The sequence below is a fragment of the Streptomyces rapamycinicus NRRL 5491 genome (genome assembly GCF_024298965.1).
GTDB classification, from domain to species: Bacteria; Actinomycetota; Actinomycetes; order Streptomycetales; family Streptomycetaceae; genus Streptomyces; species Streptomyces rapamycinicus.
This window is the reverse complement of the sequence record NZ_CP085193.1, coordinates 10308184-10334947: the sequence shown is the minus strand read 5'-3', so window position 1 is coordinate 10334947 and position 26764 is coordinate 10308184. Positions and strand designations below refer to the sequence as shown.

Sequence of the window (26764 nt, the reverse complement as noted above, 5' to 3'; positions counted from 1 at the left end):
CGCGGCTCAGAACACGGAGTGCGGGTCGAGGAAGTCCTCCACGTTCTCGCAATTGATGCCCGCGGCCTTGGTGTAGCGCTGCTTCTGGATGTCCTTGGGCGCCACGTCGCCGGTGCCGATCCGCAGCGCGAGGTCGAAGGCGAGATCGGCGGCCAGCTTCGGCGAGTTCAGGCCCGTGGAGATGTACCGGCCGTCGCATCCGCCCGCCCTGATCTCCTGGAGCGCCTGTTTCTGCCCGTCCGCCGCCGCGGCGACCAGCGTCCTCTTGTTTCCCTTGTCGCGCAGGGTGCTGAGGGCTCCGAGCGTCATCGAGTCGTTGAGGCCCACGATCAGGTCCACGTCCCGGTGTGCGGCGAGGATCGACTCGGTGGCCGGTACCGCGGCGTCCTGGGAGTAGTTCGCGGGGGTCCTGGCCACGATGTGGTACCGGACGCCACCGGCGCGCAGACCGTCGAGGAATCCCCGCTGGCGGTCGGGGCCGACGATCTCGTCGTCCGGGCCGCCGTTGAGGACGGCCAGGCTGATCGTCGAGCCATGGTGGAACCGCTTGGCCGCGAGCCGGCCCGAGAGCTTGCCGATCGCGTAGTTGTCGGAGGAGACGGAGGTGACGCCGACCCCCTCGATACCGGTGTCGACGAAGACCAGCGGCACCTCCCCCGCCACGTCCTTCAGCTGCACCTTCTGTGTCTTCGGGCTCATCGCGTCGACCACGAGGACGTCGATGCCCTGCGCCACCAGGGTCTGGGCCTGGTTCAGCTGGGTGACGGCGTCCCCGTCGGCGTTCTGCACCTCCAGGTGGAAACCCCGCTTCCTGGCCTTCTTCCTGGCCGCGTCGACCATCGCCGCGAAGTAGGGCGCGTCCAGCTGCCGCTGGGAGAATCCGATCGTGACGTCGGTGGGCTTCTTGGCCTCCTTGGGGCCGCCCGAGGACGCCTTGCCACCGATGGTCGTACAGCCGGCCAGGACCAGCGCCGCCGCGGACAGCGCGGCGAGCGAGCCCCGTCGCATGGTTGTCATGCAGATCTCCGTGTCGTGTCTGGTCATGCGCCGGGCTCAGGAGTGTGCGGTCCGCTGCCGACGGCGCCGGGTGAACTGGACGGTGGTGAGGACCATCGCGAAGATGATCAGGGCCCCGCGGAAGGCGTCCTGCAGAAACGTGGAGACGTTGAGCAGCACCAGCAGGTTGGAGATCACGCCGAAGATGAGCGTGCCCAGGAACGCGCCGAGCACCCGGCCGCGGCCGCCCACGAGGCTGGCACCGCCGATGACCACCGCCGCGATCGAGTCGATCTCGTAGTTGTCCCCTCCGGTCGGAGTGGCCGCGCCGATGCGGGCGGCGAGCAGGAACCCCGCGAAGCCGACCAGCACACCGGCGATCACATACACCGTGATCATGGTGGCCCGCACCGGCACACCCGCGGCGTGGGCGGCCTCCTTGCTGCTGCCGAGCGCGTACACACGGCGCCCGAACACGGTGCGGCGGGTGAGGAAGGCCATGGCCATCGCGAGCACGATCCACACGATGCCGAGCACGGGGACGCCGCCGATCGCCGTCGTGGCGATGGTGCGGAAGTCGGCGGCGTGGGGGCTGATCGGCTGGCCCTCGGTGTAGGCGTAGACGAGCCCGCGGCCCAGCGCGAGCATGCCGAGGGTCACGATGAAGGCCTCGAGTCCGCGGTAGGCGATGAGGTAGCCGTTGAAGACACCGATGGCGCCGCCCAGCACGATCGCCACCGCCACGGCGAGCAACGTGTTCCCGCCGCCGAAGAGACCGGCGGAGAGCACACCGGCGAGCCCGGCGACCGCGCCGACGGAGATGTCGATGCCACCGGTGAGCACGATGAGGAACTGCGCGAGGGTGACGATGCCGATCACCGAGACCTGCAGCAGCAGGTTGGACACGTTGTACGAGGAGAAGAAGGCGTCGGAGGTGAGGCCCGCGAAGATCAGCAGCGCGATGAGGATGTAGAGCGGGTACTGCTCCTTCGCCCACTGCCCGGCCCGGCGCGGCGTCAGCCCGTGGGCGGGCGCCGTCCCCTCGTCGTCCGCGGCTGGTGCGGCGGCCGTCCTGGTCGCGGTGTCGTGGCTCACTGGACTTCTCCTCCGAGGGCGGTACGGGTCAGGTCGTCGGTGGTGCTGGTCTTCGAGACGAACTCGCCGGCGATGACGCCGTCGCGCAGCACGAGCACCCGGTTGCACAGGGCCAGGGCCTCTTCGGCCTCGCTGGTGACGACCACGACCGCCTTGCGCCGCTCGATGAGGCCCCGCACGATCTGATAGATGTTCAGCCGGGCACCGACGTCGATGCCCTTGGTCGGTTCGTCCAGCACGACGACGTCGGGCTCGCTCTCGAGCGCCTTGGCGATGCACACCTTCTGCTGGTTGCCACCGGAGAGCGAGCTGGTCAGCTGGTCGGCGCCGCCCTTGATCCCGAAGTCGGAGACCAGCCGCGCCACCCGGCGGCGCTCCCGGCGGGTGTGCATCACTCCACGGGTGGAGAACGCGCCCAGCGTGCTCAGCGTGAGGTTGGTGGCGTTGTCGAAGTCCTTGACGAACCCCTCGCGCCTGCGGTCCTCGCTGAGGTAGGCGATCCCCTGGCGCAGGGCGGCCCGCGGTGAGCGCGGGTTCACCTCGTCGCCGCGCACCCGCACGGTACCGGTGTCGCGGTGCTGGTGGCCCGAGATGGACCGGGCGAGCGAGCTGCGCCCGCTGCCGACCAGTCCGTAGACGCCGACGATCTCGGCTTCCCGCACCGAGAAGGAGATGCCGGAAGCCGATCCCGAGGACACGTCCCGCACCTCCAGCAGGGTGGGGGCGTCCGCCGCGGCCACCGGCTCGGGCGGCTCGAGGGCCATGACGGCCTCGCCGATCATGAGCGTCATGATCTCGTCGGGTGTGGTGTCCGCGGTGTCGACCACGTCGACGAGCGAGCCGTTGCGCATGACCGCGATGCGGTCGGCGAGCGCGAACACCTCCGGCATGCGGTGCGAGACGAAGACGACCGTGGCACCGGCCTCGCGCTCCTTGCGCACCAGTGACTCGACGTCCTTGAAGTGCTCCTCGGTGGTGGAGGCGGTGGTCTCGTCCAGCAGCAGCACACGGTGCTCATTCACCTGGGACCGGCTGAGCGCCACCATCTGACGGGGCCCGGGGCCGAGCCGTCCGGCCGGCATGCCGAGGTCCACCTCGCGCATCCCGACCACGCCGAGGGCGGCGCGCGTACGCTCCGCGCGGTCACGCCCCCCGACGAGCTGCCACGGCCTGCGGCGGCCCGCCGCGCTGAGGCCGGTCAGCCAGACGTTCTCCTGGACGCTGAAGGTGTCGACGATGACCGGCTCCTGGTGCATGAGGAGCACTCCGGCGTCCAGGGCCGCGGAGGGTGTGGTGATCTCGCCGTCGTATCCGTCCACGATCACCCGCCCACTGGTGGGGCGCTCCTGACCGGCGAGCAGTTTGGTCAGCGTCGACTTGCCGGCGCCGTTCGCACCGCAGATGGCGAGCACCTCGCCCGCGTAGCCGCTCAGGGTGACATCGGAGACGGCGACGACACCCGGGTAGACCTTGCCGACCCCGTCCAGAGTGAAGGTGACCGTCCTCGGCGGTGGTGACTCGGGTACCGAGGACGCGACCGCGCCCATCCTGCTCACTTCGAATGCTCCCTTGCGCTAGGCACGTCACTCCTCGTCGAGAAGGCCGATCACTGCTGCCCATGGCTCCGTGGGGGCCGGGCTGCGACCTTTTTTCTCATGAGATGAACGCCGTGTCTACTGCATGGAACAAACAAATGCGGCGATCTACCCCGCCGCGGCCCCCTCGGCGACGGCGGGCGAGGGGAAGTGCGGCAGTACGTGGTCGGCGAGTTCGGCCAGGACGTCCTCGACGGGGCGGTCGTTCGGCCGCAGATTGAACGCGACATGCGCGACACCGAGGGCGGACATCTTCTCCAGGTGCCTCACGAGCCCCTCCCGGCCGGTGCGGAGGCCGAGCCGGATGGTGGTGGCGGGGGCCGCGGGGTCGGGCAGCAGGTCGAGCATCATGGGGGTCAGATAGGGCTTGGGACGGTCGGCCGTCAGCCGCCGCCACTGCTCCGTCTTCAGCCGGAGCGCTCCCAGGTCACGGGGGTAGTTGAGGCTCGCGTCCACGTGTTCCGCGATCCACTCCGGACTCTGCTGGGCGTGGCCCGCGACCGCGATCGGGATGGTCCCGCCGGTGGGCTTGGGCAGGACGTCGAGCTGCCGGTCGGGGGTGAGGCCGAGCTGGGGCAGATCCAGCCCCTCACCGGTGGGCGGGGTGGCCCAGGCGGTGCGCAGCACCTCGACACCGGTGCGGAAGGTCTCGGCGCGGGTGGTGAACTCGACGCCGAAGAGCGGGTATTCGACGGGACGGTCACCACTGGCCAGGCCGAGGACGAAGCGCCCACCGGACAGGACGTCGACGGTGGCGGCCGCCTTGGCGACCAGAAGTGGCCGGCGCAGTGGCAGGACGACGGCCGCGGTGCCGAGGACCGCGCGTTCGGTGACCGCCGCGAGATGTCCCAGGTGGGTGAAGGTCTCGAACACCGACCCGGCGTCGCCGAAGTGCACCGGGTCGTACAGCGGGACGTCACGGACCCATAGCGCGGCGAATCCGGACCGGTCGGCGACGCGGGCGAGGTGGGCGTGCGCGTCGAGGGACGGCACACCGAACGGGTGGCCCGCCTTCCGGTCGGTGGCCAGCCGGGACTGCCCCCAGTCGTTGTCCAGGGGGAGTTCCAGGCCGAGGGTGAGGCGGCCGCCGGGGTGGGTCAGACGGTTCAGGGCAGTGGACATGATGCGAGGACGGCTTCCGGGAGAGGGGAAACGGGGGGAACGGGCCGCGCCGCCCCGGCCGGCTGATGAGCACGGCCGCGACGGCGCGGTCGAGTGGGGGGTGGCGGGGTGGGGTGACCCAGTGGCCGGGTGGCCCGGTCAGTTGAGGGTGTCGGGGTCCGGCCCGGTGCGCTCACCACGGTCGAGGGCGCCGATCGCCTCGATGTCCTCAGGGGTGAGGGTGAAGTCGAAGACGTCGATGTTCTCCCGGATGCGGGCGGGGGTCACGGACTTGGGGATCACGACGTTCCCCAGCTGGAGGTGCCAGCGCAGGACCACCTGGGCGGGCGTCTTGCCGTGCCGCCGCGCTATCGCGGTGAGGGCGGGGTCCTGGAGAAGGGCGCCCTGGGCCAGCGGGCTCCACGCCTCGGTGGCGATGTTGTGCTGGGCGTGGAAGGCCCGCAGCTCCCCCTGCTGGAGGTAGGGGTGCAGCTCGACCTGGTTGATGACCGGGACCACACCGCTGTGGTCCAGCAGCCGCCCCAGATGGGCGGGCTGGAAGTTGGACACGCCGATGGCCCGGGTGCGGCCGTCGGCCAGCAGCTTCTCCAGGGCGCGCCAGGTGTCCAGGTAGAGGTCGCGGGCCGGGGTGGGCCAGTGGATCAGGTAGAGGTCCACATAGTCGGTGCCCAGCTTGGCCAGGCCGGCGTCGAAGGCCGCGAGGGTGGAGTCGTAACCCTGGTCGGCGTTCCACAGCTTGGTGGTGAGGAACAGCTCCTCGCGGGAGACGCCGGACTCGGCCAGCGCACGGCCGACACCGGCCTCGTTGCCGTAGATGGCCGCGGTGTCGATGGACCGGTAACCGGCCTCGATGGCGGAGAGCACCGCGCCGGTGGTCTGCGCGTCCTCCACCTGGAAGACACCGAAGCCCAGCTGTGGGATCTCGAGGCCGGTGTGGAGGGTGACGTTGGGTACGGAGGTCATGGTGTCCTTCGTCGGGTCGTGTGCGTTGTGGGGTTCTGTGACTCGCGGGTCTCGGTGGCCCGGGGTCTCAGCCGAGCGTCGCGACCGCCGTGGTGGCGATCTCGTGGTCCTGCTCGGGGGCGCCGCCGCCCACGCCGAGCGCGCCGATCAGCCGTCCGTCGCGGTGGACCGGGACGCCACCGGCGATGAACAGCAGCGGGCGGTCGAGGGCGGTGGGCAGGGTGTGGAAGGCGCCTCCGGGCTGGACCGCGTCGACCAGGCCCGCGGTGGGGGCGTCCAGCTGGAGTGCGGTGAACGCCTTGCGGGTGCTGGTCTCCCCCGCGATCAGTACGGCCCGGTCGTCGCGCCGGAAGGCCAGCAGATGGCCACCGGCGTCGAGGACGCTGATCGCGGCCGCCACCCCGGCCGCCTCGGCGGCGGTGCGGGCGGCCTGGACGAGGGCCTCGGCGTCCTTCGTGGTCAGCGGGGCGACGACGGTCTCGGGGGTGCTCATGGCGGGTCGGTCTCCTTGGTGGTGATGGTGCTGTTCGGTGTTGGTCACGGGGTGGCTCAGCGCCGGTACGGGGTGGCGCTCAGTGCCGGTACGGGGTGGCTCAGTGCCGGCCGGTGAACGCGGGGGCCGGTCCGGTGGTGGCTCCGTCGTGGCCGCGGCGGGCGTCGCGGCGCTCCAGGGCGGCCGAGAGGACGGCGAGGACCAGGGCGGAGCCGGCGAGGATGGCGCCGACCCAGTTGGGCGCGGTGTAGCCGAGTCCGGCCGAGATCACCAGGCCGCCGAGCCAGGCCGAGAGCGCGTTGCCCAGGTTGAAGGCGCCGATGTTGACGGCGGAGGCGAGGGTGGGGGCACCCGCCGCGTGGTCCAGCACCCGCTTCTGCAGCGGGGGCACGGTGGCGAAGCCCAGGGCGCCGACCAGGGCGATGGAGACGGCGGCCGCGACCTTGTTGTGCGCGGTGAAGGTGAACGCGGCCAGGACCAGCGCGAGGGCGCCCAGCGACACGTACAGCATCGGCATCAGCGCCCGGTCGGCGAACCGGCCGCCGAGGAGGTTGCCGCCGACCATGCCGAGGCCGAAGAGGACCAGCAGCCAGGTGACGGAGGAGTCCGCGAAGCCCGCGACCTCGGTCATCATCGGCGCGATGTAGGTGATGGCGGCGAAGACACCGCCGAAGCCGAGCACGGTCATCGCCATGGCAAGCAGCACCTGTGCGTTGCGGAAGGCCGCCAGTTCATGGATCAGGTGCACACCCTCCGGCTTGGGGATGTCGGGAACGAGCTTGGCGATGCCCGCCAGGCCGATCACGCCGAGCGCCGCGACGAGGAAGAAGGTGGTCCGCCACCCCAGCGACTGGCCGATCGAGGTGCCCAGCGGCACGCCGACGACGTTGGCGATGGTCAGGCCGGTGAACATCATCGAGATGGCTCCGGCCTTCTTCTCGGGCGCGACCAGGTCGGCCGCGACGACCGATCCGATGCCGAAGAACGCGCCGTGCGCGAAGGAGGCGACGATCCGCCCCACGGCCATCACGCCGAAGGCGGGGGCGACCGCGGAGAGCAGATTGCCCACCACGAACAGCCCCATCAGCAGCATCAGCATGCGCTTGCGGGAGATCTTCGTACCGAGCGCGGTCATCAGCGGCGCGCCGACCACGACGCCGAGCGCGTAGCCGGTCACCAGGAACCCGGCGGTGGGGATGGACACATCGAAGTCCCCGGCGACCTCGGGCAGCAGGCCCATGATCACGAACTCGGTGGTTCCGATCCCGAAGGCCCCGATGGCGAGGGCCAGCAGTGCGATGGGCATGAAAGTTCACTCCAAGTGATTGCTACCGCCCTTTACGAGCATCCACAATACTTGCAGACGCAGTAATTGCAAGCGCGCTATATTGCTCATGCTGTGTATCACGTCACCGTCGCCGCCGCGGACCCCCGACCGGGCCCCGCCCCACCCCGCATCAGGAGGCACCCATGACCACACCGCCCATGACCACACCGGACCTCGTCGCCACCCCCCTCGCCCAGAGCTGGTGCGCCCTGTCACTGCTGCACAGCAGGATCGAGACGCATCTCGAGGGGGTGCTCCACACCAGCCATGGGCTCAGTGCCCGCGAGTACGCGGTCCTGGACGTCCTGAGCCGACAGCACGACGGGGACAACGGCCATCTGCAGATGAAGCAGGTGGCCGACGCGGTCGCCCTCAGCCAGAGCGCCACCACCCGCCTGGTCGCCCGGCTCGAGGACCGCGAACTCCTCTCCCGCTACCTGTGCCCCACCGACCGGCGCGGGATCTACACCAATGTCACCGAGGCCGGACTGCTCCTGCTCGGCCAGGCCCGGCCGACGTACGAAGGCGCCCTGCGCGAGGCGCTCGACCTGGCGGCGCGGGACCCGAGGCTCACCACCCTGGTCGCGGCCGTGGCCTCGTTGGAGGCGTCGCCCCTTGACGCCTCGTCACTCCGAATTCCGGGGTGTGAGCCCCCCATTCCGGGGTGTGAGCTCCCCGGCTGACCTCACACCCCGGAGGCGAGGCCACCGGCCGGCGGCGCCGCGGCCATCTCCCGCTCGTCCGACAGCACCGTCTCGCGGAACGAGGCGACGACCGGCCGCAGATCGACGTGGTGCCAGACGGCCCACAGGTGGACGGATGCCTCATGCCAGGGCAGTGTGCGCACGGCCACGGCCTCCGTGGCACCGCGCACCATGCTCTTCTGCACCAGCGCCAGCCCGAGGCCGGAGGCCACCAGGCCGAGTGCCGTCAGGGGATCCGCCGCGTCGAGCCGGATGTCGGGGGTGAAGCCCGAGGCCACACACGAGGCGACGAACGTGTCCCGCCACGCCGGGTCGCCCGGCTCCTCGACCGCGATCCACGGCTGTCCGTCCAGATCCTTCGCCGAGATCGTCTCGCGCGCGGCCAGCGGGTGGCCCGCCGGAAGGACCAGCAGCAACGGGTCCTCCAGCAGCGGCGCGGCCCGCAGCACGGGGTCGTCGCGGCCCGGCTCCTCCCGCACCAGGGCGATGTCCAGGCTGCGCTGGCGCAGCCCCTCGAACTGCTCGGCCGCGGCCATGCTGTACAGCGCGACATGGATGCCGGGGCTCTCCTCCTGGAGCCGGCGCAGCGCACCCGGGAGCACACCGGTGTGCATGGCGTCGGCCACGTAGCCGATGCACAGCCCGCCCTCCTCGCCCCTGCCCAGCCGACGGCCCAGGTTCTCCAGCCGGTCGGCGTGGCGCAGCAGCGCCCGGGCCTCCCCGAGGAAGATCGCACCGTCGCGGGTGAGCCGGATGCGCTGCTGGCTGCGCTCGAACAGGGTCAGGCCGAGGTTCTTCTCCAGCTGAGCGATCTGCCTGCTGAGGGGAGACTGGGAGATGTGGAGTTGCTCGGCGGCGCGGCCGACGTGTTCGGTCTCGGCCACGGCACAGAAGTAGCGCAGTTGTCGCAGGTCAAGCATGTAAGACCTCCGAGGACTCAAGTTTATCCAAGAGAGTCTTGGACAGTCTGAAGTCCCGATCCTAACGTCGGAGGCGAACGAACGGCGGACCGGCCGAGAGCCATGAGTCCGTCCCTTTCCCCTCTTTCCGCGAGGACACTTCATGACCATCACGTCTCTGCTGCCGGGCCGCCTCGGACTGGGCACGGCCCCGCTGGGGAGCATGTTCCGCGACGTCTCCGACGAGGAGGCCGCCGCGACCGTCGACGCCGCCTGGGACCACGGCATCCGCTACTACGACACCGCCCCCTTCTACGGCGCGGGCCTGGCGGAGATACGCCTCGGCGACGCGCTCGCCGGGCGCCCCCGCGACAGCTACGTGCTCAGCACCAAGGTCGGCCGCGTCATCCTCGACGAGGTCGAGGACCCCGCCACCCGTGAACTCGGCGAGAAGGGCGGCCTGTTCGAGCACGGCCGTCCCAACAAGCTCGTACACGACTGGACGGCCGACGCCACCAAGCGGTCCATCGAGGACAGCCTGCGGCGCCTGCGCACCGACCGGCTCGACATCGTCTGGGTCCATGACGTGGCCCAGGACTTCCACGGTGACGAGTGGCTCGCCGTCTACGAGAGTGCCCGCACCGGCGCCTTCCGCGTCCTGCAGCAGCTGCGCGACGAGGGCGTGATCAAGGCGTGGGGGCTCGGCGTCAACCGCGTCGAACCCATCGAGCTCACCCTCGACCTGGACGAGCCGAAGCCGGACGCCTTCCTGCTCGCCGGGCGCTACACCCTGCTGGACCACGACCGCGCCCTGCAGCGCCTGCTCCCCACGGCGGCCGACCAGGACATCAGCCTCGTCGTCGGCGGCCCCTACAGCTCCGGCATCCTCGCGGGCGGCACCCACTTCGAATACCAGGACGCGCCCGCGCACATCATCGAGAAGGTGGCGCGCATCAAGGAGCTCGCCGAGCGGCACGGCGTCAGTGTCAAGGCGGCCGCCCTGCAGTTCTCGCTGGCCCACCCGGCGGCCGCCGCCGTGATCCCGGGCGCGACCCGGCCCAGCCGTATCGCCGAGGACGTCGCGGCCCTCGACGAGGCCGTCCCCGCGGCCTTCTGGACCGAGCTCCGCGAGGCCGGACTGGTCTCCCCCCTCGCGCCCCTGCCCACCGCCTGACGACCCCCCTCCCCCACCCCGACAGGAGCATCTCCATGGCCTCCACCACCGCCACCCTCGACCTGCCCGTACCACCGGATCGGGTGTGGCAGCTCATCGGTGGCTTCGACGCGCTGCCCGACTGGCTGCCGTACATCTCCGAGAGCGTCGCCGCCGAGGGCGGCCGCGTCCGCCGGCTGCGCAACGAGGAAGGCGGCGTGATCGTCGAGCGGCTCGTGGCCTTCGACGACGCGGCGCGCTCGTACAGCTACGCCATCCTGGAGGCGCCGTTCCCGGTGACCGACTACCTCTCCACGCTGCGCGTGCGCGAGGTCCCCGGCCGGTCCGACGCGTCGCGCGTCGAGTGGTCCGGGGAGTTCACCCCCACCGGCGTCAGCGACGACGAAGCCGTCGCGCTCTTCCACGGCATCTACGCCGACGGGCTCGCCGCCCTGCGCAACACCCTGGCGGACCGGGCCGCCTGAAGGAAGCGGTGACGACTCCGACTTAAGTCCCCGTACGGCAGATGAGCGGGTTTCCGGCGCGCCGGAAACCCGCTCATCTCGTTTCCCGTACGTCACGTCCCCGACGGCCTGAAACCAATTCGGATGGGCGGCCGGATCCGCCGGAATGAGTTTCTGAACGGCATTCGAGCGGCCACAGGTATCGCTGCGGCGCGCCTTACTTCATTATCGGGCAGGAGTTCGACGTCCGTCCATATCGCGAGCATGGCCGACCTGGCCCCGTTGCGCCCGTCGTCGCGATGGCCGTCGAGTTCGCCGAGACGCTGACGCCGCCGCTCCTCCCTTCCCCTTCGGCCCCTGGTGAAGCACCTGCCCCAGCCGGATCCCGGGCTCCTCCCAGGGAAAATCCAGCAAGTCGAAATTCCGTCAGCCATAAGGTCCGCCCTTTTAGGACTTTACCCATACATTACCTTTCGAAAGAAACGGGAAATCGTTTCTGCAAATCTACGATCGCAAGCTATGACCGACGCTCCACGCGATAACTCCGCCACCCGTGCGCGCTGGCAGACCTGTCTCAAGCTGGCCCGCGAACTCCTCCTCATCGGACCGGACGACACCGACCTCAAACTCGGCTATCTCCACACCCTCATCGACACGGGCAGCCTCGGCGTCACCCGCCACCCCCGCAAGAAGATCCTCATCATCGGCGCCGGTATCACCGGCCTGGTGGCCGGCCGCCTGCTCAAGGACGCGGGCCACGACGTCACCATCCTGGAGGCCAACACCGGCCGTGCCGGCGGGCGCATCAAGACCTTCCGCACCACCAAGCACCACCAGCCGTTCGACGACGCCGCCCAGTACGCCGAGGCCGGCGCCATGCGGCTGCCCGACTTCCATCCGCTCGTCCTCGCCCTCGTCGACAAACTCGGGCTCGGCCGCCGCCTGTTCTACAACGTGGACGTCGACCCCGCCACCGGCAGCGGCCCCGATGTCCCCGTCCCCCCGGTGACGTACACCTCCTTCACCGGCCGCACCTGGACCTACGGCGACGACAGCCCCGACTTCCGCGAGCCCGACAAGCGCGGCAACACCTGGATCCGCACCAACCGCGTCCAGGTGCGGCGCGCCGACTACAGCGCCGTCCCGGAGAAGATCAACGAGGGTTTCCACCTCACCGACGACGAGGTCCGCGCCCCCGCCGTGCGGATGGTCGACGACGCGCTGGAGAGCGTGCGGGACTACTACTCCGACGTCGTGGACGGCAAGCGGGTCAACAAGCCGCTCGAGGAGTGGATCGAGGGCTGGGCCCGGGTGATCCATGACTTCGACGGCTATTCGATGGGCGGCTTCCTGCGCGACTACGCAGGGTTCAGCGACGAGGCCATCGAGGCGGTCGGAACGCTGGAGAACATGTCGTCGCGGCTCCATCTCTCCTTCTTCCACAGCTTCCTGAGCCACACCGACATCAGCCCCGGTGTGCGCTACTGGGAGATACCCGGCGGCAGCTGGCGACTGCCGGACGCCCTCCACCGGGGCCTGCGCGACGAGGTGCGGTTCGGTCACCGCATGATCCGCCTGGAGTACTTCGACCCCAGCCGCGACTCCGCCCCCGAGGGCACCGGCGCTGTCGGACCCGACGGCTGGGGCGTGGCCGTGCAGACCGTCGCCGAGGACAACCCGGCGGGCCCCACCCGCCTGTGGACCGCGGACCTGGCGATCGTCGCCATCCCGTTCTCCACCCTGCGCTTCGTGGAGATCGTCCCCTCGATGTCGTACAAGAAGCGCCGCGCCATCATCGAGACCCACTACGACTCGGCCACCAAGGTGCTGCTGGAGTTCAGCCACCGGTGGTGGGAGTTCACCGAGGACGACTGGCGCGAGGAGCTCGACGGCATCACACCGGGCCTCTACGACTACTACCAGCGCGGCGGGACCGGCACCGATCCCGTGCCCGCGCTCGCCGAGGCGGGCCGCGACCTGCTCGGCGCCGCGGTCAAGGACAGCGGTGTCACCGAGGAGTTGCGCCAGGTCAACAGCACCATGCCACTGCGCGGCCCCGCCGTGCGCCCCGCCACCCACTGCTTCGGTGGCGGCTCCGCCACCGACAACCCCAACCGGTTCATGTACTACCCCTCGCACCCGGTCGAGGGCAGCACCGGCGGTGTGGTGCTCGCCTCGTACTCCTGGTCCGACGACGCCGCGCGCTGGGACTCCATGCGCGAGGTGGAGCGCTATGTCTACGCCCTGCGCAACCTCCAGGCCCTGCACGGACGCCGCATCGAGGTGTTCTTCACCGGCCTGGGCGCCACCAAGAGCTGGGCCCGCGACCCGTACGCCTTCGGCGAGGCCGCCACGTACACCCCGCACCAGATGACCAGCTTCCACCTGGACGCCTCCCGCCCCGAGGGCCCGGTGCACTTCGCCGGGGAGCACACCTCGCTCAAGCACGCCTGGATCGAGGGCGCCCTGGAGAGCGCCGTCCGCGCCGCCACCGCCGTCCACCAGGCACCGCCCCTCACCACCCCGGGTCCGGACCAGAAGGGCAGTTCATGACCGAGATCACCCCCGAGTGCACGGTCGCCCGCTATCTGGCGCGCCGCCTGGCCGAGCTGGGCATCACCCATCTGTTCGGGGTGCCCGGCAACCACCTCGGCCCGTTCCTCACCACTCTGCGGGCCGAGGGCGACGTGGAGTGGGTCGGCACCCCCACCGAGGGCGGCGCGGGCCAGGCCGCCGACTCCTACGCCCGTCTCCATGGCATCGGCGCGGCCGCGGTCACCTACAGCGTCGGCGCGTTCAACCTGCTCAACGCCTGTGGCGGGGCGTATGTGGAGCACGTCCCGCTCATCGCCATCAACGCCTGCCCGCCGTACGAGCAGTGGCAGAACTACCGTGCCCTCGGCCTGCTCACCTCCCATATGAGCCCGCGCCGGGAGAGCAACCTGGACGCCTACCGGCAGGTCACCGTGGAGGCGCAGGTCATCTCCAACCCGGGCCTCGCCCCGGGCCAGATCGACGCCGCGCTCACCGCCTGCCTGTCCGAGCGCAGGCCCGTCTACCTGGAGGTGATGGAGGACTTGTGGGACGAGCCGTGTGCCGTGGCCGAGGCGCCGCTGCTGCGCCGCGAGCGGCCGTTCAGCGCGCGCAACCAGGCCATGTTGGCGACCGCCGTCGCCGCGATCCTCGCCCTGGTCGAAGCGCACCCCGGACCGGACGGCAGGCCCCGCCCGATCGTATGGGCGGGCGAGGAGGTCGAGCGGTTCCGCCTGGACCGTCAGCTCTCCGATCTGACGCAGGCCACCGGGGTGCCGTTCTGCACCACCGTCGGCGCCAAGGCCGTCCTCGACGAGCGGCTGCCGCAGTTCCACGGCGTCTACAACGGCAAGGCCAGCCACCCGGATGTGCACTCGGTCTTCAAGGACTGGGCCACCTGCCGGATCGGCCTCGGCACCTGGTCCACCTCGAAGAACCTCGGCGGTGAACTGGCTGTCGGCACGGACTGGGTGGTGGCGGCCCGGGGCGGCGTGAGCGTCGGCACCCAGTACTTCCCCGACGTCCAGCTCGCCCGGCTGATACCGGCCCTCCGGGACGCGCTGGTGGCGCGCTTCGGCTCCGGTGGCCTGACCGCCGACTACTTCGCCGAGGCCCACGCCCACCACGGCGCGGCCGGGGACCGTCCCGCCTCCCTCGAGGACCACCGCGCCACGACGCTCCGCGCCGGCGGCTCGTCGTCCGGTTCCGGTGAACGGCTCACGTACGACGGGGTGTTCGACCGGATCAACCACTTCCTGGCCAAGGAGACCCGGGAGAGCTGGACGGTGGTCTCCGACGCCGCGTTCTCCCTCATCGGCTCGATGAACCTGACCCTGCCCGCGGGCGGCTTCCTGTCGCAGGTCAGCTGGCTGTCCATCGGCTGGTCGGTGGGCGCGGCCACCGGCGCGGCGCTCGCCCCCGAGCGCGGCCACGCCCGCCCGATGGTGTTCGTCGGCGACGGCGCCTTCCAGGAGACCTGCCAGGAGATCTCCACCCACACCAGGCTCGGGCTGCGGCCGGTGGTCTTCGTGATGGACAACGGGCACTTCTACGGCATCGAGCAGATGCTGGTGCACCCGTCCTACTACGCGGGCCGGGACTCCCACGGCGCCGATGACACGGAGGGCGCGGACTTCTACAACGTCCTCCACCCGTGGCACTACGAGCGGCTGGCGGATGTCTTCTCCGGCAAGAAGACCCCGGCGCACGGGGTCAGCGTGGCGCACGCCGCCGAGCTGGACGAGCTGCTGGTCCGCCTCACCGACCCGACCGACCCGGTCAACTCCGGACCGCTGCTGGTCCGGGTCCGCCTGCACCGGCACGACTACCCGCGGGCGATGGCATACAAAGTGAAAGGGGAGTAGGAGCATGTCGGAAATCATCAACGTGCTGATCGCGTTCGACGCGTACTCGATCGCCAAGCAGTATCCCGACGCGTCAAAGGACTACAACGCGCCGACGTATGTCGACCAGAGCCTGATCTATATGACGACGCGTCAGGACCGTGTCGTCGGCACCTCGGGGGCCGAGCTGAACTTCCGGGCCAACCCCAGGGACATCGTCAGGTGGCGCGAGACGACGCTGTCGCTCAACAGCGAGTACTGCGCCCTGCTGTACCGGTACGTGAGCGGCGACCCGCTCATCAGCGTCCCGCGGATCGTGGTCGCCGACGGCACCTATCCGATCCCGAAGGAAGGGGCCACCGACCGGCCCGACTTCGAGACACAGGACTACGAGGATCACTTCTGGGAGGCGGACGTCAACAAGATCGGCGAGGTCACCTACCACTTCTACTTCCAGGTCCTGGACAGCGACCAGCAGTTGGTCGGGTACTTCCAGTGGGACCCGTTCATCACCATCGAGAAGCGCTCCTGACGGCCCTCCCCGCGGTCGGGTAGCGGCACCCGAGGAGGGGCTTCCCGCCGGTCAGGCGGGAAGCCCCTGCCTGCCGTGTCACCAATTGGCGGGCTCGGCGAGGCTGTAGGAGTTGGCAATGCGCGCCTGGTCGTGGAAGACGGAGAGCTCCGACGGGCCCGCGGGCAGGTTCTCGCGCCAGCCGGTGCAGTAGATCCCGGACGACCAGCGGATCGTGTTCGACGTCTTGGGCAGCACGGTGACGCCGGTCTTGCTGTACTTCTTCACCCCGTTGACCCAGATCTCGATGGCGCCGTCGGTCGCGTGGAACTTGAGGCGTGTGACGATCCGGATCCACTTACCGCGCAGATCGGTCACCTTGGCGACGTTCGCGCTGAAACCGCCGGATCCGCCGATGCGCAGTTCGTCGTTCTGGAAGAACATCAGCTCCCAGGGACCCTCGGGATCCTCGGGCGACCACTGCTGGAAGGTGACGTTCTGGTTGTGGAACTGCCAGTTGGGGGCGACGTAGACGGCCTGGCCGTAGTAGCGGTCCTGGCCGACGGCCTGGGTGGACGCCTGTATGGTCTCGGAGTGGTAGCCACCGCCCTCGTTGATGTACGTCTGCTTGGCCTCGATGGCGTTGCCGCCCTTATAGGCGGGGGTGGTGACATTGCGGATGACGCCTTGCTTCTGGGGCTTCTGCGGGTAGTTGGACCACCCTTGGACGGTGCCCTCGTTCTGGAAGTAGACCCCGGCGGGCAGCGCCTGGACACCCGCGTCCCGCACCGGGTCGGCCCCCGCGGTGCCGCCGCTGAGGGCGAGGCCGCCGACCAGTGCGCCGGTGACGCAGAGCAGTTGGATCCGATTGCCGACCCGTTTCGCTAACATCCGATCAATCCTCCCAGGAGTTATGATGCAGGTCTGGACTTTCCCCAGAAGCTAGCGCTCGGCGCATGGCGTGTCCACATCAAGGCTGAAGATAGGTCCGATGATGCCCCTGCCCTAGCGCGCATGGAGATCGCGGCGGGTGACCGTGTCCAGGACGGGGCGGTACCGGTGCAGGTATCGTCTCCTTCGTCCATGAGCGGAGCACCGCCCGGATCGGCCTCCAGCTGGGCCACTCGGGCCGCAAGGGCTCGACCCGGCTGATGTGGGAGGGCATGGACGACCCGCTGCCGCGGGACAACTGCGAGGTCGTCGGCCCGTCCCCGCTGCCGTACGGCCCCGGCTCGGCCGTGCCGCGCGAGCTCACCCGCACCGATATGGACCGGATCGCCGCCGTCGCCAACCGCCGCACCGACGCGTACGGCGGCCCGCTGGAGAACCGGCTGCGCTTCCCGCTGGAGGTCTTCGACGCCGTACGGGAGGCATGGCCCGCGGAACGGCCGATGATCGTGCGCATCTCAGCCACCGACTGGGTCCCGGACGGCAACACCGAGCATGACGCCGTGGAGATCGCCCGCGCGTTCATCGCCCACGGCGCGGACGCCATCGACGTCTCCTCCGGCCAGGTCACCAAGGACGAGCGCCCGGCCTTCGGCCGCTCCTACCAGACCCCGTTCGCCGACCGCATCCGCCACGAGGTGGCCGCCGCCACCGGCGCCGCGGTCATCGCGGTGGGCGCGATCGCCTCGTACGACGACGTCAACTCCCTCCTGCTGGCGGGGCGTGCCGATCTGTGCGCCGTGGGCCGCACCCATCTGTACGACCCGCACTGGACCCTGCACGCGGCGGCCGAGCAGGACTACCGGGGCCCGGGCGCCGCATGGCCGGCGCAGTTCGGCGCGGGCGCCCGCAAACCCCCGGCCGCGCGCACCGACGCCGTACGGCCCCGGCTGTCACTGCTCCGGCCCGACCCCGCCGACCAGGCCGTCCACCAGCGCTGGACACCGACCCGTGAGCCGGCCCCGTGCCCTGAGGGTGTGGCAGCGGTGCCGGAACCGGATCTCAGCCCGTCGCCGCCGCCCGGTAGGGACGGAAGAAGGCGCGCAGCTCCTCCGCGTAGAGCTCGGGCTCCTCGAACGGCGCGAAGTGTCCGCCGCGCGCGGGCTCGGTCATCCGCACGAGGTTCGTGGTGCGCTCCAGCCACGCCCGCGGCGGGCGGACGATATCGCCGCGGAAGAGCGAGAAGCCGGACGGCACCTCGACCCGGCGGGCGTGCTGCGCGGGCGGGATGGCGGCATTGGCGTGGTACATGCGCATCGCGGAGCCGATCGTGCCCGTGAACCAGTAGAGCGTGACGTTGGTGAGGATCTCGTCCTTGGTGAAGCTCCGCTCGATGTCGCCGTCGCAGTCGCTCCACGCCCGGAGCTTCTCGACGATCCACGCGGCCAGCCCGGCCGGTGAGTCGGTGAGCCCGACCGCGGCGGTCTGCGGCTTGGTGCGGTGCATGGCGGCGTACGCGCCCTCGGCCGCGCCCCAGCCCGTGACGCCCTCGAACCAGGCGCGCTCCTCGGGCGTGAGGTCCGCCGGGTCGCCGGTGAAGACGGGCAGTCCGCCGTCCATGCGGTGCACGGCCGCCACCCGGCCGGGGTGGTCGAGCGCGAGGTAGCGGCTCACATGGCTGCCGATGTCCCCGCCCGCCGCGCCGAACCGCGCATAGCCGAGGACGTCCATCAGCTCGGCCCACAGCCCGGCGACGGCGATGGAGTCGAGCGGCGGGCCGGTGGGCCGGTCGGAGTACCCGTAGCCCGGCGCGTCGGGCACGACCACGTCGAACGCGTCGGCGGGGTCGGCGCCGTGCGCACCGGGGTCGGTGAGGTGCGGGATGACCTTCGTATAGCGCCAGAACGAGTCCGGCCAGCCGTGGCTGAGCACCAGCGGCAGGGCGGGCCCGGCCGGGGCGGCGGCCTTGACGTGTGCGAAGTGGATCCCGAGGCCGCCGAGCCGGACGCGGAACCGGGGCAGCCGGGCGAGCGCCGCCTCCTGCGCCGCCCAGTCGAACCCGTCCGCCCAGTAGGCGACGAGCTCACGGAGGTAGGCGAGGTCGGTCCCGAGCGCCCACCCGGCGTCCTCGGGCGCGTCCGGCCAGCGGGTCGCGCGCAGCCGCGCGCGGAGGTCCTCGATGGCGGCGGGGTCGGTCCGCGGGGTGAACGGCTCGGCTCGGGGCGGGGCATCCGGCATGCCACGTAAGCCTACAAGCCGCCCGTGTCAGTCGTCGGGGATGCCGGGGCCGCTGAGGGCGGGCACGGTGGTCTCGGGCCGGGCACCGACTGAGAGGCGCGGGTGCGGCCTCCTCACGATTCAGGTCGATTGGCGGCGGCGATACGCCTGCGTCTTCGCGCGGTTGCCGCACAGCTGAGGTGAGCACCATCTGGCCCGGCCCGGGCGGGAGTTGTCGTAGAAGACCCACTGGCAGTCGGGGGCCGGACACATCCTGAGCCGATGCCAGGTCCCATTCACGGTGGCGGTCAGCGCGGACATGACGATGTGCGCGAGGGCGGTGTCCACGGGGTCGGCGGCGATGGTCAGACGGGCGCCGTGACCGGCGGTCAGTGTGACGTGGAAGGAGTAGCCGACCGCGGCTTCGCCACCCTGGCCGTCACCCTCCGCGTCCTGGCGCAGCGCCGCCCGCAGCGCCGTGCGCAGCTCGTGGGCCCTGGTCAGGTGGCCCTGATGGGCCTTGGTGCCGGGGGCGTCGCCCACGAGCAGGTCATGCTCCCGCAGCCAGCGCTCCAGATCGACGGGCGTGGCGAGCGCGTCGTGCCCCGTAAGGCGCCGCCCGTGCGCCACGAACCCCCGGCGGTCCTCGGTGTTGGCGAAGTGATGGAGCAGGGCGATGCCCACCGGGAGGCCCTCGACGTCCTCGGCCCTAGTCGGTGGCAGCATGACCGATGTCTCCGTGAACGCGCCGGTAGGCGTCCTTCACCCGGATCCGATCGCCGTCGAACTCGAACATGTCGCAGCCGTGCACCTCATGGACCTGGCCATCGGCATCGGTACCGGTGTAGGACCACTGGGCAGCGCCCCGGTCCCCGGCGACGAAGGCCGACCCACCGGGCCGCGACTCCAGCCCCGCGTCGTAGGCGAGCATCAGTTCAAAACCCTTGCGCACTTCGGCCCGGCCGCGGAAGGTCATGCCCGGCTCCGGGCCGACGGACGCGCGGAACACACACTCCTCCGCCATGAACTCCATCAGCAGGTCGAGATCCTTCCGCCGCCATGCCTCGCCGAAGTCCGCCAGCCGTTCCGGTGTCATCCCCATGACTAGACCCTTCCTGCGAAACGAGCGGTGAGATAGGCATCCGTGTCCGGGCTCTCGGGGTTGGCGAGCACATGGCGCAGCCATGCCCGGCGTTCGAAGTCGGTGACGGCCAGCTCCCAGACGCAGCCGATGGCCTCACCGGGGTGCGGCGTCAGCGCGTCCGGTTGCTCCAGGGGTGCTGAGAACAGTCGCTGATGGATCTCGTTCTCCCCGTGCCACCAGTCCACCAGCGCGAAACAGCGGTCGGCCGCGTCATGCGCGATGGCGAACCCGATGCCATAGCGGCTGTCCGTCCGGGCGGGGCCGGGCAGCACCGTGGCCGCGGCCGCCACGGTCGCGGCCACCAGCGCGGGACGCGGCGCATCGGTCCACGCGCTGATGCCGTACGCCTTCACGGCCCAGTCACCGACCGTCTCCAGGCCCAGGAAGCCGATGGCCCGAGGGCGATGCGGCTGCCGAAGCACGACCGATCCCCGTTGCGCACCCATGGCCCGCCCTCCTCTTCAACGACACGTGTTAAATGATTAGCAGGTGTCGTCACTTCCGCGCAACACCTGTCACCAGGACCGGCCGCCGAGGCTGGTCCGGTCGTTCTTTTGGCCGATGCCGATCGCCATGAACCCGCTGTCCGGGTGATCCAAGGCCGCCGCCATCCGGGCAACCCTGGGCTCATGGCTCGTCACACACGCAACTCAACCCTCACGCCGTGGATCGTCACGGCGCTGGCCACCGCCCTGACGGGCGCGGCCGGCCGCACCCCCGACGCGGCGTCCGCCGGTGAGACCCACACCCCCGCGCCCGGAGCCGCCGGAATCGGGGACAAGCTGCACCCCGGGCTCGGCAACGGCGGCTATACGGTGCGCCACACCGCCCTGGCGCTGCGCTTCGCCGAGGACCTCAAGACGTACACGGCGACCACCACCCTGCACGGCCGGGCCACCCGCCCCCTCTCCCGTTTCAACCTCGATCTGACCGGGACCACGGTCCGTTCGGTGACGGTCGACGGCCACCAGGCGACCTGGAACCGCTCCGGTCAGGAGCTGCGGGTGACTCCCCCTGACCCGGTGTCCAGCGGCCGGGGATTCTCGGTCGAGGCCACGTTCCGGCGCATCGAGCGCGCCTGGGTGGCGGAGCACCGCGACGGCACGGCGGGGACCGCCGACTTCATCCGTCTGGCGAGCCGCGTCGCCGGCCGCGATCTGGGGCCGTTCCTCCGGTCCTGGCTGTACGCCAAGGGGCTCCCGGCCATGCCCGGCCATCCCGACTGGCACACGTCCTGACGGCTCGCGGCGCGCCGTGGGCCCGGGCCGTACGCCCGGCTAACGGGCGCGCACCGCTCCGGTGTCCCAGGCCCAGGCCGCGATCTCGACGCGGTTGCGGACGGTGAGCTTGGCCTGGATGTTGCTCAGGTGCGTCTTCACCGTGGACAGCGACAGGTGCAGTTCGGCACAGATCTCCTGGTTGGTCCGGCCCACCGCCACCAGCCGGGCGATGTCCAGCTCCCGGCCGGTCAGGGGGTTCGCCCGGGTGACGCGGCGGGGGCGGCTCGCCCATTGCCGGAGCAGCCGCACGGTGACCGCCGGAGACACCATCGCGCCACCGCGCACGGCCGACCGCACCGCCTCCACCAGGAGTTCGGGACCGGCGTCCTTGAGCAGGAAGCCACAGGCTCCATTGCGGATCGCGGTGTCCACGTAGTCGTCCTGGTCGAACGTGGTGACCACGACGACCCGCAGCGGATCCACCACTCCGGGCCCGGCGAGCAGCCGGGTCGCCTCCAGGCCGTCCAGGTTCGGCATCCGGATGTCGACCAGGCACACCTCGGGACGCAGCCGTCGCGCCAGCTCCACGCACTCGGAGCCATCGGCGGCCTCGCCCGCCACCTCGATTCCGGGCTGGGAATCGAGGATCAGCCGGAACCCGGTGCGCACCATCGCCTGGTCATCCGCGATCAGCACACGGATGGGGGCGTCCGCGGGAGGCCGTGTGTCCGCCGCATCGCTCACGTGGTGGATCCTTCGCTCGTGCGACCGGTTGGCAGGATACCGCCCACCGTCTCACGGCTTCGGTGACCGGGGTCTCACTGCTTCGGGGTCCGGCGCAGGAAGCGGATGACCGGGTGGCCCGGATCGTGGCTGACATCGGCTTGGACGCCGTAGACCCGCTTGATCAAGGACGGGGTCAGCACATCGCCGGGAGTGCCTTCGGCGACGACGTGTCCCTCGCGGAGGACGAGCAGCCGGTCGCAGTACATCGCGGCGAGGTTGAGGTCGTGGAGGGCGATCACGGTGGCGATCGGCAGGCTGACGACGAGGTCGAGCAGATCGAGCTGGTGCTGGATGTCGAGGTGGTTGGTCGGCTCGTCGAGCAGCAGCTCGCGCGGTTCCTGGGCGAGGGCCCGGGCGATCTGGGTGCGCTGGCGCTCGCCACCGGAGAGGGTGTGCCACGACTGACCGGCCCGGTCGGTCAGTCCGCTGCGCTCCAGGGCCGCGTCGACGGCCCGGGTGTCCGTCGCGGAGGCCGACGCCCAGGCGCGCCGGTGCGGGATGCGGCCGAGGGCCGCCACCTCGCGCACGGTCAGCTCGGTCTGGGTGTGGGCGTGCTGTTCGACGGTGGCGATACGGCGGGCCGTGGCGCGGCGGCCGACCTGTGCCAGGGCGCGGCCGTCCAGGGCGACCACTCCGGCGGAGGGGGCGAGGATCCCGGCGAGCAGCCGCAACAGGGTTGACTTCCCGGAGCCGTTGGGGCCGAGCAGGCCAACCGTCTCGCCGGGCCGCAGGGCGAGGGTGATGCCGTCGACGATCAGCCGGCCGTCGGTGCGGCGGCTGACCCGGTCCGCGCGGAGCCCGGACGCCGCTTCCGGGGCGGCGGCGGAGGACTCCAAGCCGGGGGTTTCCGCGGCGGACTCCAAGCCGGGGGTTTTCGCGGTGGAGTCGGTCATGTCTTCCTCCGGCCGCGGTAGAGCACGGCGACGAAGGCCGGTACGCCGATGAGGGACGTCACCACGCCCACCGGGACCTCCTGGGGGTCGATGACGGTGCGGGCGGCGGTGTCCACCCACACCAGGAAGATGGCCCCGGCCAGCGCGGTGACCGGCAGCAGACGGGCGTGGCCGGACCCGGTGAGGGCGCGGGTGGCGTGCGGGAGGACCAGGCCGACGAAGCCGATGGCCCCGGCGGAGCTGACCAGGGTCGCGGTGAGCAGCGCGGTGGCGCACAGCAGGACGAGACGGGTACGGGCCACCCGGACGCCGAGCGCCGCCGCGGCCTCCTCCCCGAAGGCGAACGCGTCCAGGGTGCGGGCGTGGCCGAGACAGACCACGAGGACGGCGGCCAGGACGCCGGTGCACAGCAGTACATCGCCCCATCCGGCGCCGGTGAGCGAGCCGAGGAGCCAGAACAGCACGGCCCGGGTGGTGTCGGCGTCCGCGGAGGTGAGGACGATGAACGAGGTCAGCGCGGAGAACAGCTGCATGGCGGCCACCCCGGACAGCACCACGCGGTCGGTGCTGCCACCGAGGCTGTGGCTGAGTACCAGCACCAGGCCGAACGACACCAGCGCACCGGTGAACGCGCCCGCCGACAGGGACACGGCCCCGCCGCCCACGCCGAGCACGACCACGGTGACGGCACCCGTGGAGGCACCCGAGGACACCCCGAGCACGAACGGGTCGGCCAGTGGATTGCGCAGCAGGGACTGCATCACGGCCCCGCAGAGGGCCAGGCCCGCCCCGCACACCGCGGCGAGCAGTGTGCGCGGCATGCGCAGGTTCCACACGATGCCGTCCCGGAGCGGCGGCAAGGTGCTCTTCCCCAGGCCGAGATGGGCGGTGACCGCCGCCCATACGTCGGCGGTGGAGATGTCGGCCGGGCCGATGGTCACGGCGAACGCGACCGACGCGAGCAGCGCGGCCGGCCCTCCCGCGATCAGCAGCAGGAGGCGGGCGCTCACACGGTGGATGCCCGGGTGTCGGGTGCTCACTCGACGGGTGCTCACTTGGCGAGCCCGAAGTCGCGCAGCCCGGCGGCGACCTGTTCCACCCCTTCGACCGTACGGAGGGACGGGTTCATGGCCTGCCCGCTCAGCAGGATGTACCGCTTCTTCTTCACTGCGGTGAGGTTGCGGGTGGCGGCGTTGGTCTCGAGGAAGCGCATCTTCGCCCTGGCGGTCTCCGCGGTCTGCTGCTTGCGCGTGAGGTCGCCGAGGACGATGACGTCCGGGTCGCGGTCGGCCACGGTCTCCCAGTTGATCTGCGGCCACTCGTCGTGGGTGTCGGAGAAGGCGTTCTCCGCCCCTACGGCCCGGGTGATGGCACCCGGCGCGCCACAGCAGCCGGCGAGGTAGGGCGACTGGGAGTTGGCGAACCAGTACATGAGGGAGACACCGGAGGCGTCCACTCCGTCCGTGGCCTTGCGGACGCGCTCCCGCAGCCGCGCGACGAGCTTCTCACCGCGCTCGTCGACACCGAACGCGTGGGCCAGGTCGCGTATTTCGCCGTACACCACATCAAGCGTGAGGGGCTTGCCGCGGGCGCCGTCGCCACCGCTTTCGGTGTCCCTGCCCGCCGCGCAGTCGGACGGCGAGACATACGTGGGCACGCCCAGCTTCTCGAACTGCTCGCGGGTGGCCACGCCGCCCTTGCCGAGGGTGGAGACGAACGAGGCGGTGACGAAGTCGGGTTCGGCGTCCAGGGACTTCTCGAAGGACGGCGCGTTGTCGGCCAGACGCTCCACCCTGGCATTGGCCTTCTCCAGGCCCTTCATCACCGGATCGGTCCAGGTGGCGGTGGCGGCCATGCGGTCGGCGAGGCCGAGCGAGAGCAGGATCTCCGTGGTGCCCTGGTTGAGCGACAGGGCCCGCTTCGGGGCGGACTTCAAGGTGACCTTGTGGCCGCAGTTGTCGATCGTGCGCGGATAGCCCGAACCGGCGGCCCTTCCGGGGTCCGCGTCGTCATGGCCGGAGCCACCGCACGCGGTGAGCAGAAGGGCGGGGGCGAGCAGGAGCGCCGCGGTACGGCGGGCGGAACGGAGCACGGGCAGCCTCGGTGGTCGGGGCTCGTTCGCGGAGCCTGGCCTACGGACGTCCTCCGCGCGCCGGGCGCGGAGGTGCCAGCAGGTCTTCGGACTCGGGCTCGTCCGGACGGGGCCCCTTCCCGGTGCTCGTTCGCGACGGCCCCTCGGCCGTCACGGACTCCTCCCAGTGGTGTCACATGCCCCGCCCGTCCCCCTCACCGCTGCGCGTCAGTTCCGGATTCGCACCGGATTCCCTGGCCTCGGATGTGGCACGACTGGCTCCCCGAGACTACCAAGAGCGTCGAGCGGCCACGTCCCGCGGTCGGTTCGGCCGCCTGCGGGCCCGCTTCACCTCACGGTCCACGGCCCAGGCGTCGCCGACCGGCCCGAGGTGGCCGAGCTTGTCGGGGTTGATCACCGTGCGGATGGTCTGGATCCGCCCGTCGAGCACATCGAGGGCCAGCGTGTGGAGCACCCTGCCGTCCCGGTCGCGGAGGATCGCGCCGGGCTGGCCGTTGACCTCGCACGGCTCCAACGACACATCGATCCGCAGCAGCCAGGGGAAGACACCGCCCAGCAACCGCGCCACGTTCTCCGCGCCCATGACGGCCCTGGCCAGCTGCGGGGCCTTGCCGCCACCGTCTCCGACCAGCCGCACATCGGCGGCCAGCAGCTTCCGCAGCCCGCCCACATCGCCGTCCTTCAGCGCGTCGAAGAACCGTGTGGCCAGCTCCCGCCGCTCCTCCCGGTCCGCCGTGAACCGAGGCCGTCCGGCCCGCATGTGGCGCCGCGCCCGCACCAGCAGCTGCCGGCACGCCGCCTCCGACCGCCCCACCGCCGCGGCGATCTCGTCGAACCCGAAGCCGAACACCTCCCGCAGCACGAACACCGCCCGCTCCAGCGGGCTGAGCCGTTCCAGGAGCAGCAGCGCCGCCATCGACACCGAGTCGGCCAGCTCCACCGCCCGGGCCGGATCCTGGTACGGATCGCTGAGCAGCGGCTCGGGGAACCACGGGCCCACGTACGCCTCCCGTCGCACCCGCGCGGAGCGCAGCACATCGATCGAGACGCGCGTCACCGTGGCCGACAGATACGCCTTGGCGGACGTGGGCCGGGTGGCCGAGGCGTCGTAGCGCAGCCACGTTTCCTGCACCGCGTCCTCGGCCTCGCTCACGCTGCCCAGGATCCGGTAGGCGATCGAGAACAGCAGTGGCCGCAGCTCCTCGAACGCCTCGACCTCGCTCACGCCGATTCCCCCCTAAAACGACCGGCCGGACGGACTCGCGCCGATCAGTGGAACTGCCCGACCTGGTAGTCGCCCGCCGGCTGCTGGGTGATGACGTTCAGCCGGTTCACCATATTCATGAACGAGACCAGGATCACCAGGGCGGTGAGCCGCTCCTCGTCGTAGTGCTTGGCGGCGTTCGCCCACACCTCGTCACTGACGCCACCGGCCGCGTCCGCGACCCGGGTCCCCTCTTCCGCCAGCTCCAGCGCGGCACGCTCGGCGTCGGTGAAGACGGTGGCCTCCCGCCACACCGCCACCAGGTTGAGCCGCACCGCGGTCTCACCGGCCGCGGCGGCCTCCTTGGTGTGCATGTCGAGGCAGGCGGCGCAGCCGTTGATCTGACTCACCCGCAGCGCCACCAGCTCCTGCGTGGCGGGCGGCAGCGGCGAGTCCTTGACCGCCTTGCCCGCCGCCATGACGGGCCCCAGGACCTTGCCCGCGGTCGGGCTGGCGGAGTAGTTCAGTCGCGCGTCCATGGTGTGCTCCTCCGTGGTTGTCAGTGGCTACACCCCTGAGACGGGGTAGCCCGCCCCCCTGTGACATGGACGGATGTGACCTG

25 protein-coding genes, 2 pseudogenes and 1 riboswitch are annotated in these 26764 nt (G+C 70.9%); of the genes and pseudogenes, 8 read left to right on the top strand and 19 right to left on the bottom strand.

Annotated features, from left to right (window positions below; translation table 11 throughout):
• Window positions 1–6 precede the first annotated feature (6 nt).
• The 7 genes from LIV37_RS42865 to LIV37_RS42835 all read right to left on the bottom strand — a co-directional run bounded on the left by LIV37_RS42865 (window position 7) and on the right by LIV37_RS42835 (window position 7570).
• On the bottom strand, window positions 7–1017 hold the full coding sequence (locus tag LIV37_RS42865) for a substrate-binding domain-containing protein (protein WP_158634842.1): 1011 nt from the start codon (window positions 1015–1017) through the stop codon (window positions 7–9).
• A 36-nt stretch (window positions 1018–1053) separates the two neighbouring features.
• On the bottom strand, window positions 1054–2091 hold the full coding sequence (locus tag LIV37_RS42860) for an ABC transporter permease (RefSeq protein WP_020873317.1): 1038 nt from the start codon (window positions 2089–2091) through the stop codon (window positions 1054–1056).
• Entirely contained in the window at window positions 2088–3638 is a 1551-nt protein-coding gene (locus tag LIV37_RS42855; RefSeq protein ID WP_020873316.1) for a sugar ABC transporter ATP-binding protein, read from the bottom strand. Before LIV37_RS42855 ends, LIV37_RS42860 begins: the two co-directional genes overlap by 4 nt.
• Before the next feature lie 156 nt (window positions 3639–3794).
• On the bottom strand, window positions 3795–4808 hold the full coding sequence (locus LIV37_RS42850; RefSeq protein WP_020873315.1) for an LLM class oxidoreductase: 1014 nt from the start codon (window positions 4806–4808) through the stop codon (window positions 3795–3797).
• Window positions 4809–4946: 138 nt separating this feature from the next.
• Entirely contained in the window at window positions 4947–5771 is an 825-nt protein-coding gene (locus LIV37_RS42845; RefSeq protein WP_020873314.1) for an aldo/keto reductase, read from the bottom strand.
• A 67-nt stretch (window positions 5772–5838) separates the two neighbouring features.
• Complete coding sequence (locus LIV37_RS42840; RefSeq protein WP_020873313.1) at window positions 5839–6264, bottom strand: GlcG/HbpS family heme-binding protein; 426 nt, start codon at window positions 6262–6264, stop codon at window positions 5839–5841.
• Between the two features lie 100 nt (window positions 6265–6364).
• Window positions 6365–7570 carry an MFS transporter gene (locus LIV37_RS42835; protein ID WP_020873312.1) on the bottom strand — a complete coding sequence of 402 codons (1206 nt, stop codon included), beginning with the start codon at window positions 7568–7570 and terminating at the stop codon, window positions 6365–6367.
• Between the two features lie 179 nt (window positions 7571–7749).
• Between LIV37_RS42835 and LIV37_RS42830 the strand changes: the two genes are divergently transcribed.
• Window positions 7750–8274 (top strand): MarR family winged helix-turn-helix transcriptional regulator, encoded by a 525-nt coding sequence (locus LIV37_RS42830; protein WP_121824946.1) that lies wholly within the window; start codon window positions 7750–7752, stop codon window positions 8272–8274.
• Window positions 8275–8276: 2 nt separating this feature from the next.
• On the opposite strand, the gene LIV37_RS42825 is transcribed toward LIV37_RS42830, so the two are convergent.
• On the bottom strand, window positions 8277–9215 hold the full coding sequence (locus tag LIV37_RS42825; RefSeq protein ID WP_020873310.1) for a LysR substrate-binding domain-containing protein: 939 nt from the start codon (window positions 9213–9215) through the stop codon (window positions 8277–8279).
• Window positions 9216–9357: 142 nt separating this feature from the next.
• Between LIV37_RS42825 and LIV37_RS42820 the strand changes: the two genes are divergently transcribed.
• The 5 genes from LIV37_RS42820 (at window position 9358) to LIV37_RS42800 (ending at window position 15719) form a co-directional block, all read left to right on the top strand.
• Window positions 9358–10368: an aldo/keto reductase gene (locus LIV37_RS42820; RefSeq protein ID WP_020873309.1), complete on the top strand. Its 1011-nt coding sequence runs from the start codon at window positions 9358–9360 to the stop codon at window positions 10366–10368.
• A gap of 35 nt (window positions 10369–10403) precedes the next feature.
• On the top strand, window positions 10404–10832 hold the full coding sequence (locus LIV37_RS42815) for an SRPBCC family protein (RefSeq protein ID WP_020873308.1): 429 nt from the start codon (window positions 10404–10406) through the stop codon (window positions 10830–10832).
• A gap of 498 nt (window positions 10833–11330) precedes the next feature.
• The gene (locus tag LIV37_RS42810; protein ID WP_020873307.1) at window positions 11331–13364 is read left to right on the top strand and encodes a flavin monoamine oxidase family protein; all 2034 of its coding nucleotides are present in this window, start codon (window positions 11331–11333) and stop codon (window positions 13362–13364) included.
• Window positions 13361–15208, top strand: coding sequence for a thiamine pyrophosphate-binding protein (locus LIV37_RS42805; RefSeq protein ID WP_020873306.1), 1848 nt, complete (start codon window positions 13361–13363; stop codon window positions 15206–15208). Before LIV37_RS42810 ends, LIV37_RS42805 begins: the two co-directional genes overlap by 4 nt.
• Before the next feature lie 4 nt (window positions 15209–15212).
• Window positions 15213–15719, top strand: a complete 507-nt coding sequence (locus LIV37_RS42800) for an inclusion body family protein (RefSeq protein ID WP_020873305.1) — start codon at window positions 15213–15215, stop codon at window positions 15717–15719.
• Window positions 15720–15797: 78 nt separating this feature from the next.
• On the opposite strand, the gene LIV37_RS42795 is transcribed toward LIV37_RS42800, so the two are convergent.
• A complete protein-coding gene (locus LIV37_RS42795; protein ID WP_020873304.1) occupies window positions 15798–16589 on the bottom strand; it encodes a heparin lyase I family protein in 792 nt (263 codons plus the stop codon).
• Between the two features lie 176 nt (window positions 16590–16765).
• Here LIV37_RS42795 and LIV37_RS42790 point away from each other — a divergent pair.
• A pseudogene (locus tag LIV37_RS42790) lies at window positions 16766–17593 on the top strand (oxidoreductase); the annotation flags it as partial.
• Window positions 17594–17648: 55 nt separating this feature from the next.
• Here LIV37_RS42790 and LIV37_RS42785 read toward each other — a convergent pair.
• The 4 genes from LIV37_RS42785 to LIV37_RS42770 form a co-directional block, all read right to left on the bottom strand.
• Complete coding sequence (locus LIV37_RS42785; protein ID WP_020873303.1) at window positions 17649–18824, bottom strand: epoxide hydrolase family protein; 1176 nt, start codon at window positions 18822–18824, stop codon at window positions 17649–17651.
• 120 nt (window positions 18825–18944) lie between these two features.
• Window positions 18945–19529 carry a CGNR zinc finger domain-containing protein gene (locus LIV37_RS42780; protein ID WP_020873302.1) on the bottom strand — a complete coding sequence of 195 codons (585 nt, stop codon included), beginning with the start codon at window positions 19527–19529 and terminating at the stop codon, window positions 18945–18947.
• On the bottom strand, window positions 19513–19905 hold the full coding sequence (locus LIV37_RS42775; RefSeq protein WP_121823842.1) for a nuclear transport factor 2 family protein: 393 nt from the start codon (window positions 19903–19905) through the stop codon (window positions 19513–19515). The genes LIV37_RS42780 and LIV37_RS42775 overlap by 17 nt, the downstream gene beginning before the upstream one ends.
• 2 nt (window positions 19906–19907) lie before the next feature.
• Window positions 19908–20393, bottom strand: coding sequence for a hypothetical protein (locus tag LIV37_RS42770; protein WP_020873300.1), 486 nt, complete (start codon window positions 20391–20393; stop codon window positions 19908–19910).
• Window positions 20394–21005: 612 nt separating this feature from the next.
• Between LIV37_RS42770 and LIV37_RS52775 the strand changes: the two are divergent.
• Window positions 21006–21185: pseudogene (locus LIV37_RS52775) on the top strand (M1 family peptidase); the annotation flags it as partial.
• Between the two features lie 39 nt (window positions 21186–21224).
• Here LIV37_RS52775 and LIV37_RS42760 read toward each other — a convergent pair.
• The 6 genes from LIV37_RS42760 to LIV37_RS42735 all read right to left on the bottom strand — a co-directional run bounded on the left by LIV37_RS42760 (window position 21225) and on the right by LIV37_RS42735 (window position 26681).
• On the bottom strand, window positions 21225–21911 hold the full coding sequence (locus tag LIV37_RS42760) for a response regulator (protein WP_020873297.1): 687 nt from the start codon (window positions 21909–21911) through the stop codon (window positions 21225–21227).
• Window positions 21912–21985: 74 nt separating this feature from the next.
• Window positions 21986–22846, bottom strand: a complete 861-nt coding sequence (locus LIV37_RS42755) for an ABC transporter ATP-binding protein (RefSeq protein ID WP_020873296.1) — start codon at window positions 22844–22846, stop codon at window positions 21986–21988.
• Window positions 22843–23856, bottom strand: coding sequence for a FecCD family ABC transporter permease (locus LIV37_RS42750; RefSeq protein WP_121824948.1), 1014 nt, complete (start codon window positions 23854–23856; stop codon window positions 22843–22845). Before LIV37_RS42750 ends, LIV37_RS42755 begins: the two co-directional genes overlap by 4 nt.
• 41 nt (window positions 23857–23897) lie before the next feature.
• On the bottom strand, window positions 23898–24938 hold the full coding sequence (locus LIV37_RS42745; protein WP_020873294.1) for an ABC transporter substrate-binding protein: 1041 nt from the start codon (window positions 24936–24938) through the stop codon (window positions 23898–23900).
• Between the two features lie 60 nt (window positions 24939–24998).
• Window positions 24999–25212: riboswitch (cobalamin riboswitch) on the bottom strand.
• Entirely contained in the window at window positions 25207–26163 is a 957-nt protein-coding gene (locus LIV37_RS42740) for an RNA polymerase sigma-70 factor (protein ID WP_020873293.1), read from the bottom strand. Its footprint overlaps the riboswitch before it by 6 nt.
• Before the next feature lie 44 nt (window positions 26164–26207).
• Complete coding sequence (locus tag LIV37_RS42735; protein WP_020873292.1) at window positions 26208–26681, bottom strand: carboxymuconolactone decarboxylase family protein; 474 nt, start codon at window positions 26679–26681, stop codon at window positions 26208–26210.
• Between the last annotated feature and the right edge of the window lie 83 nt (window positions 26682–26764).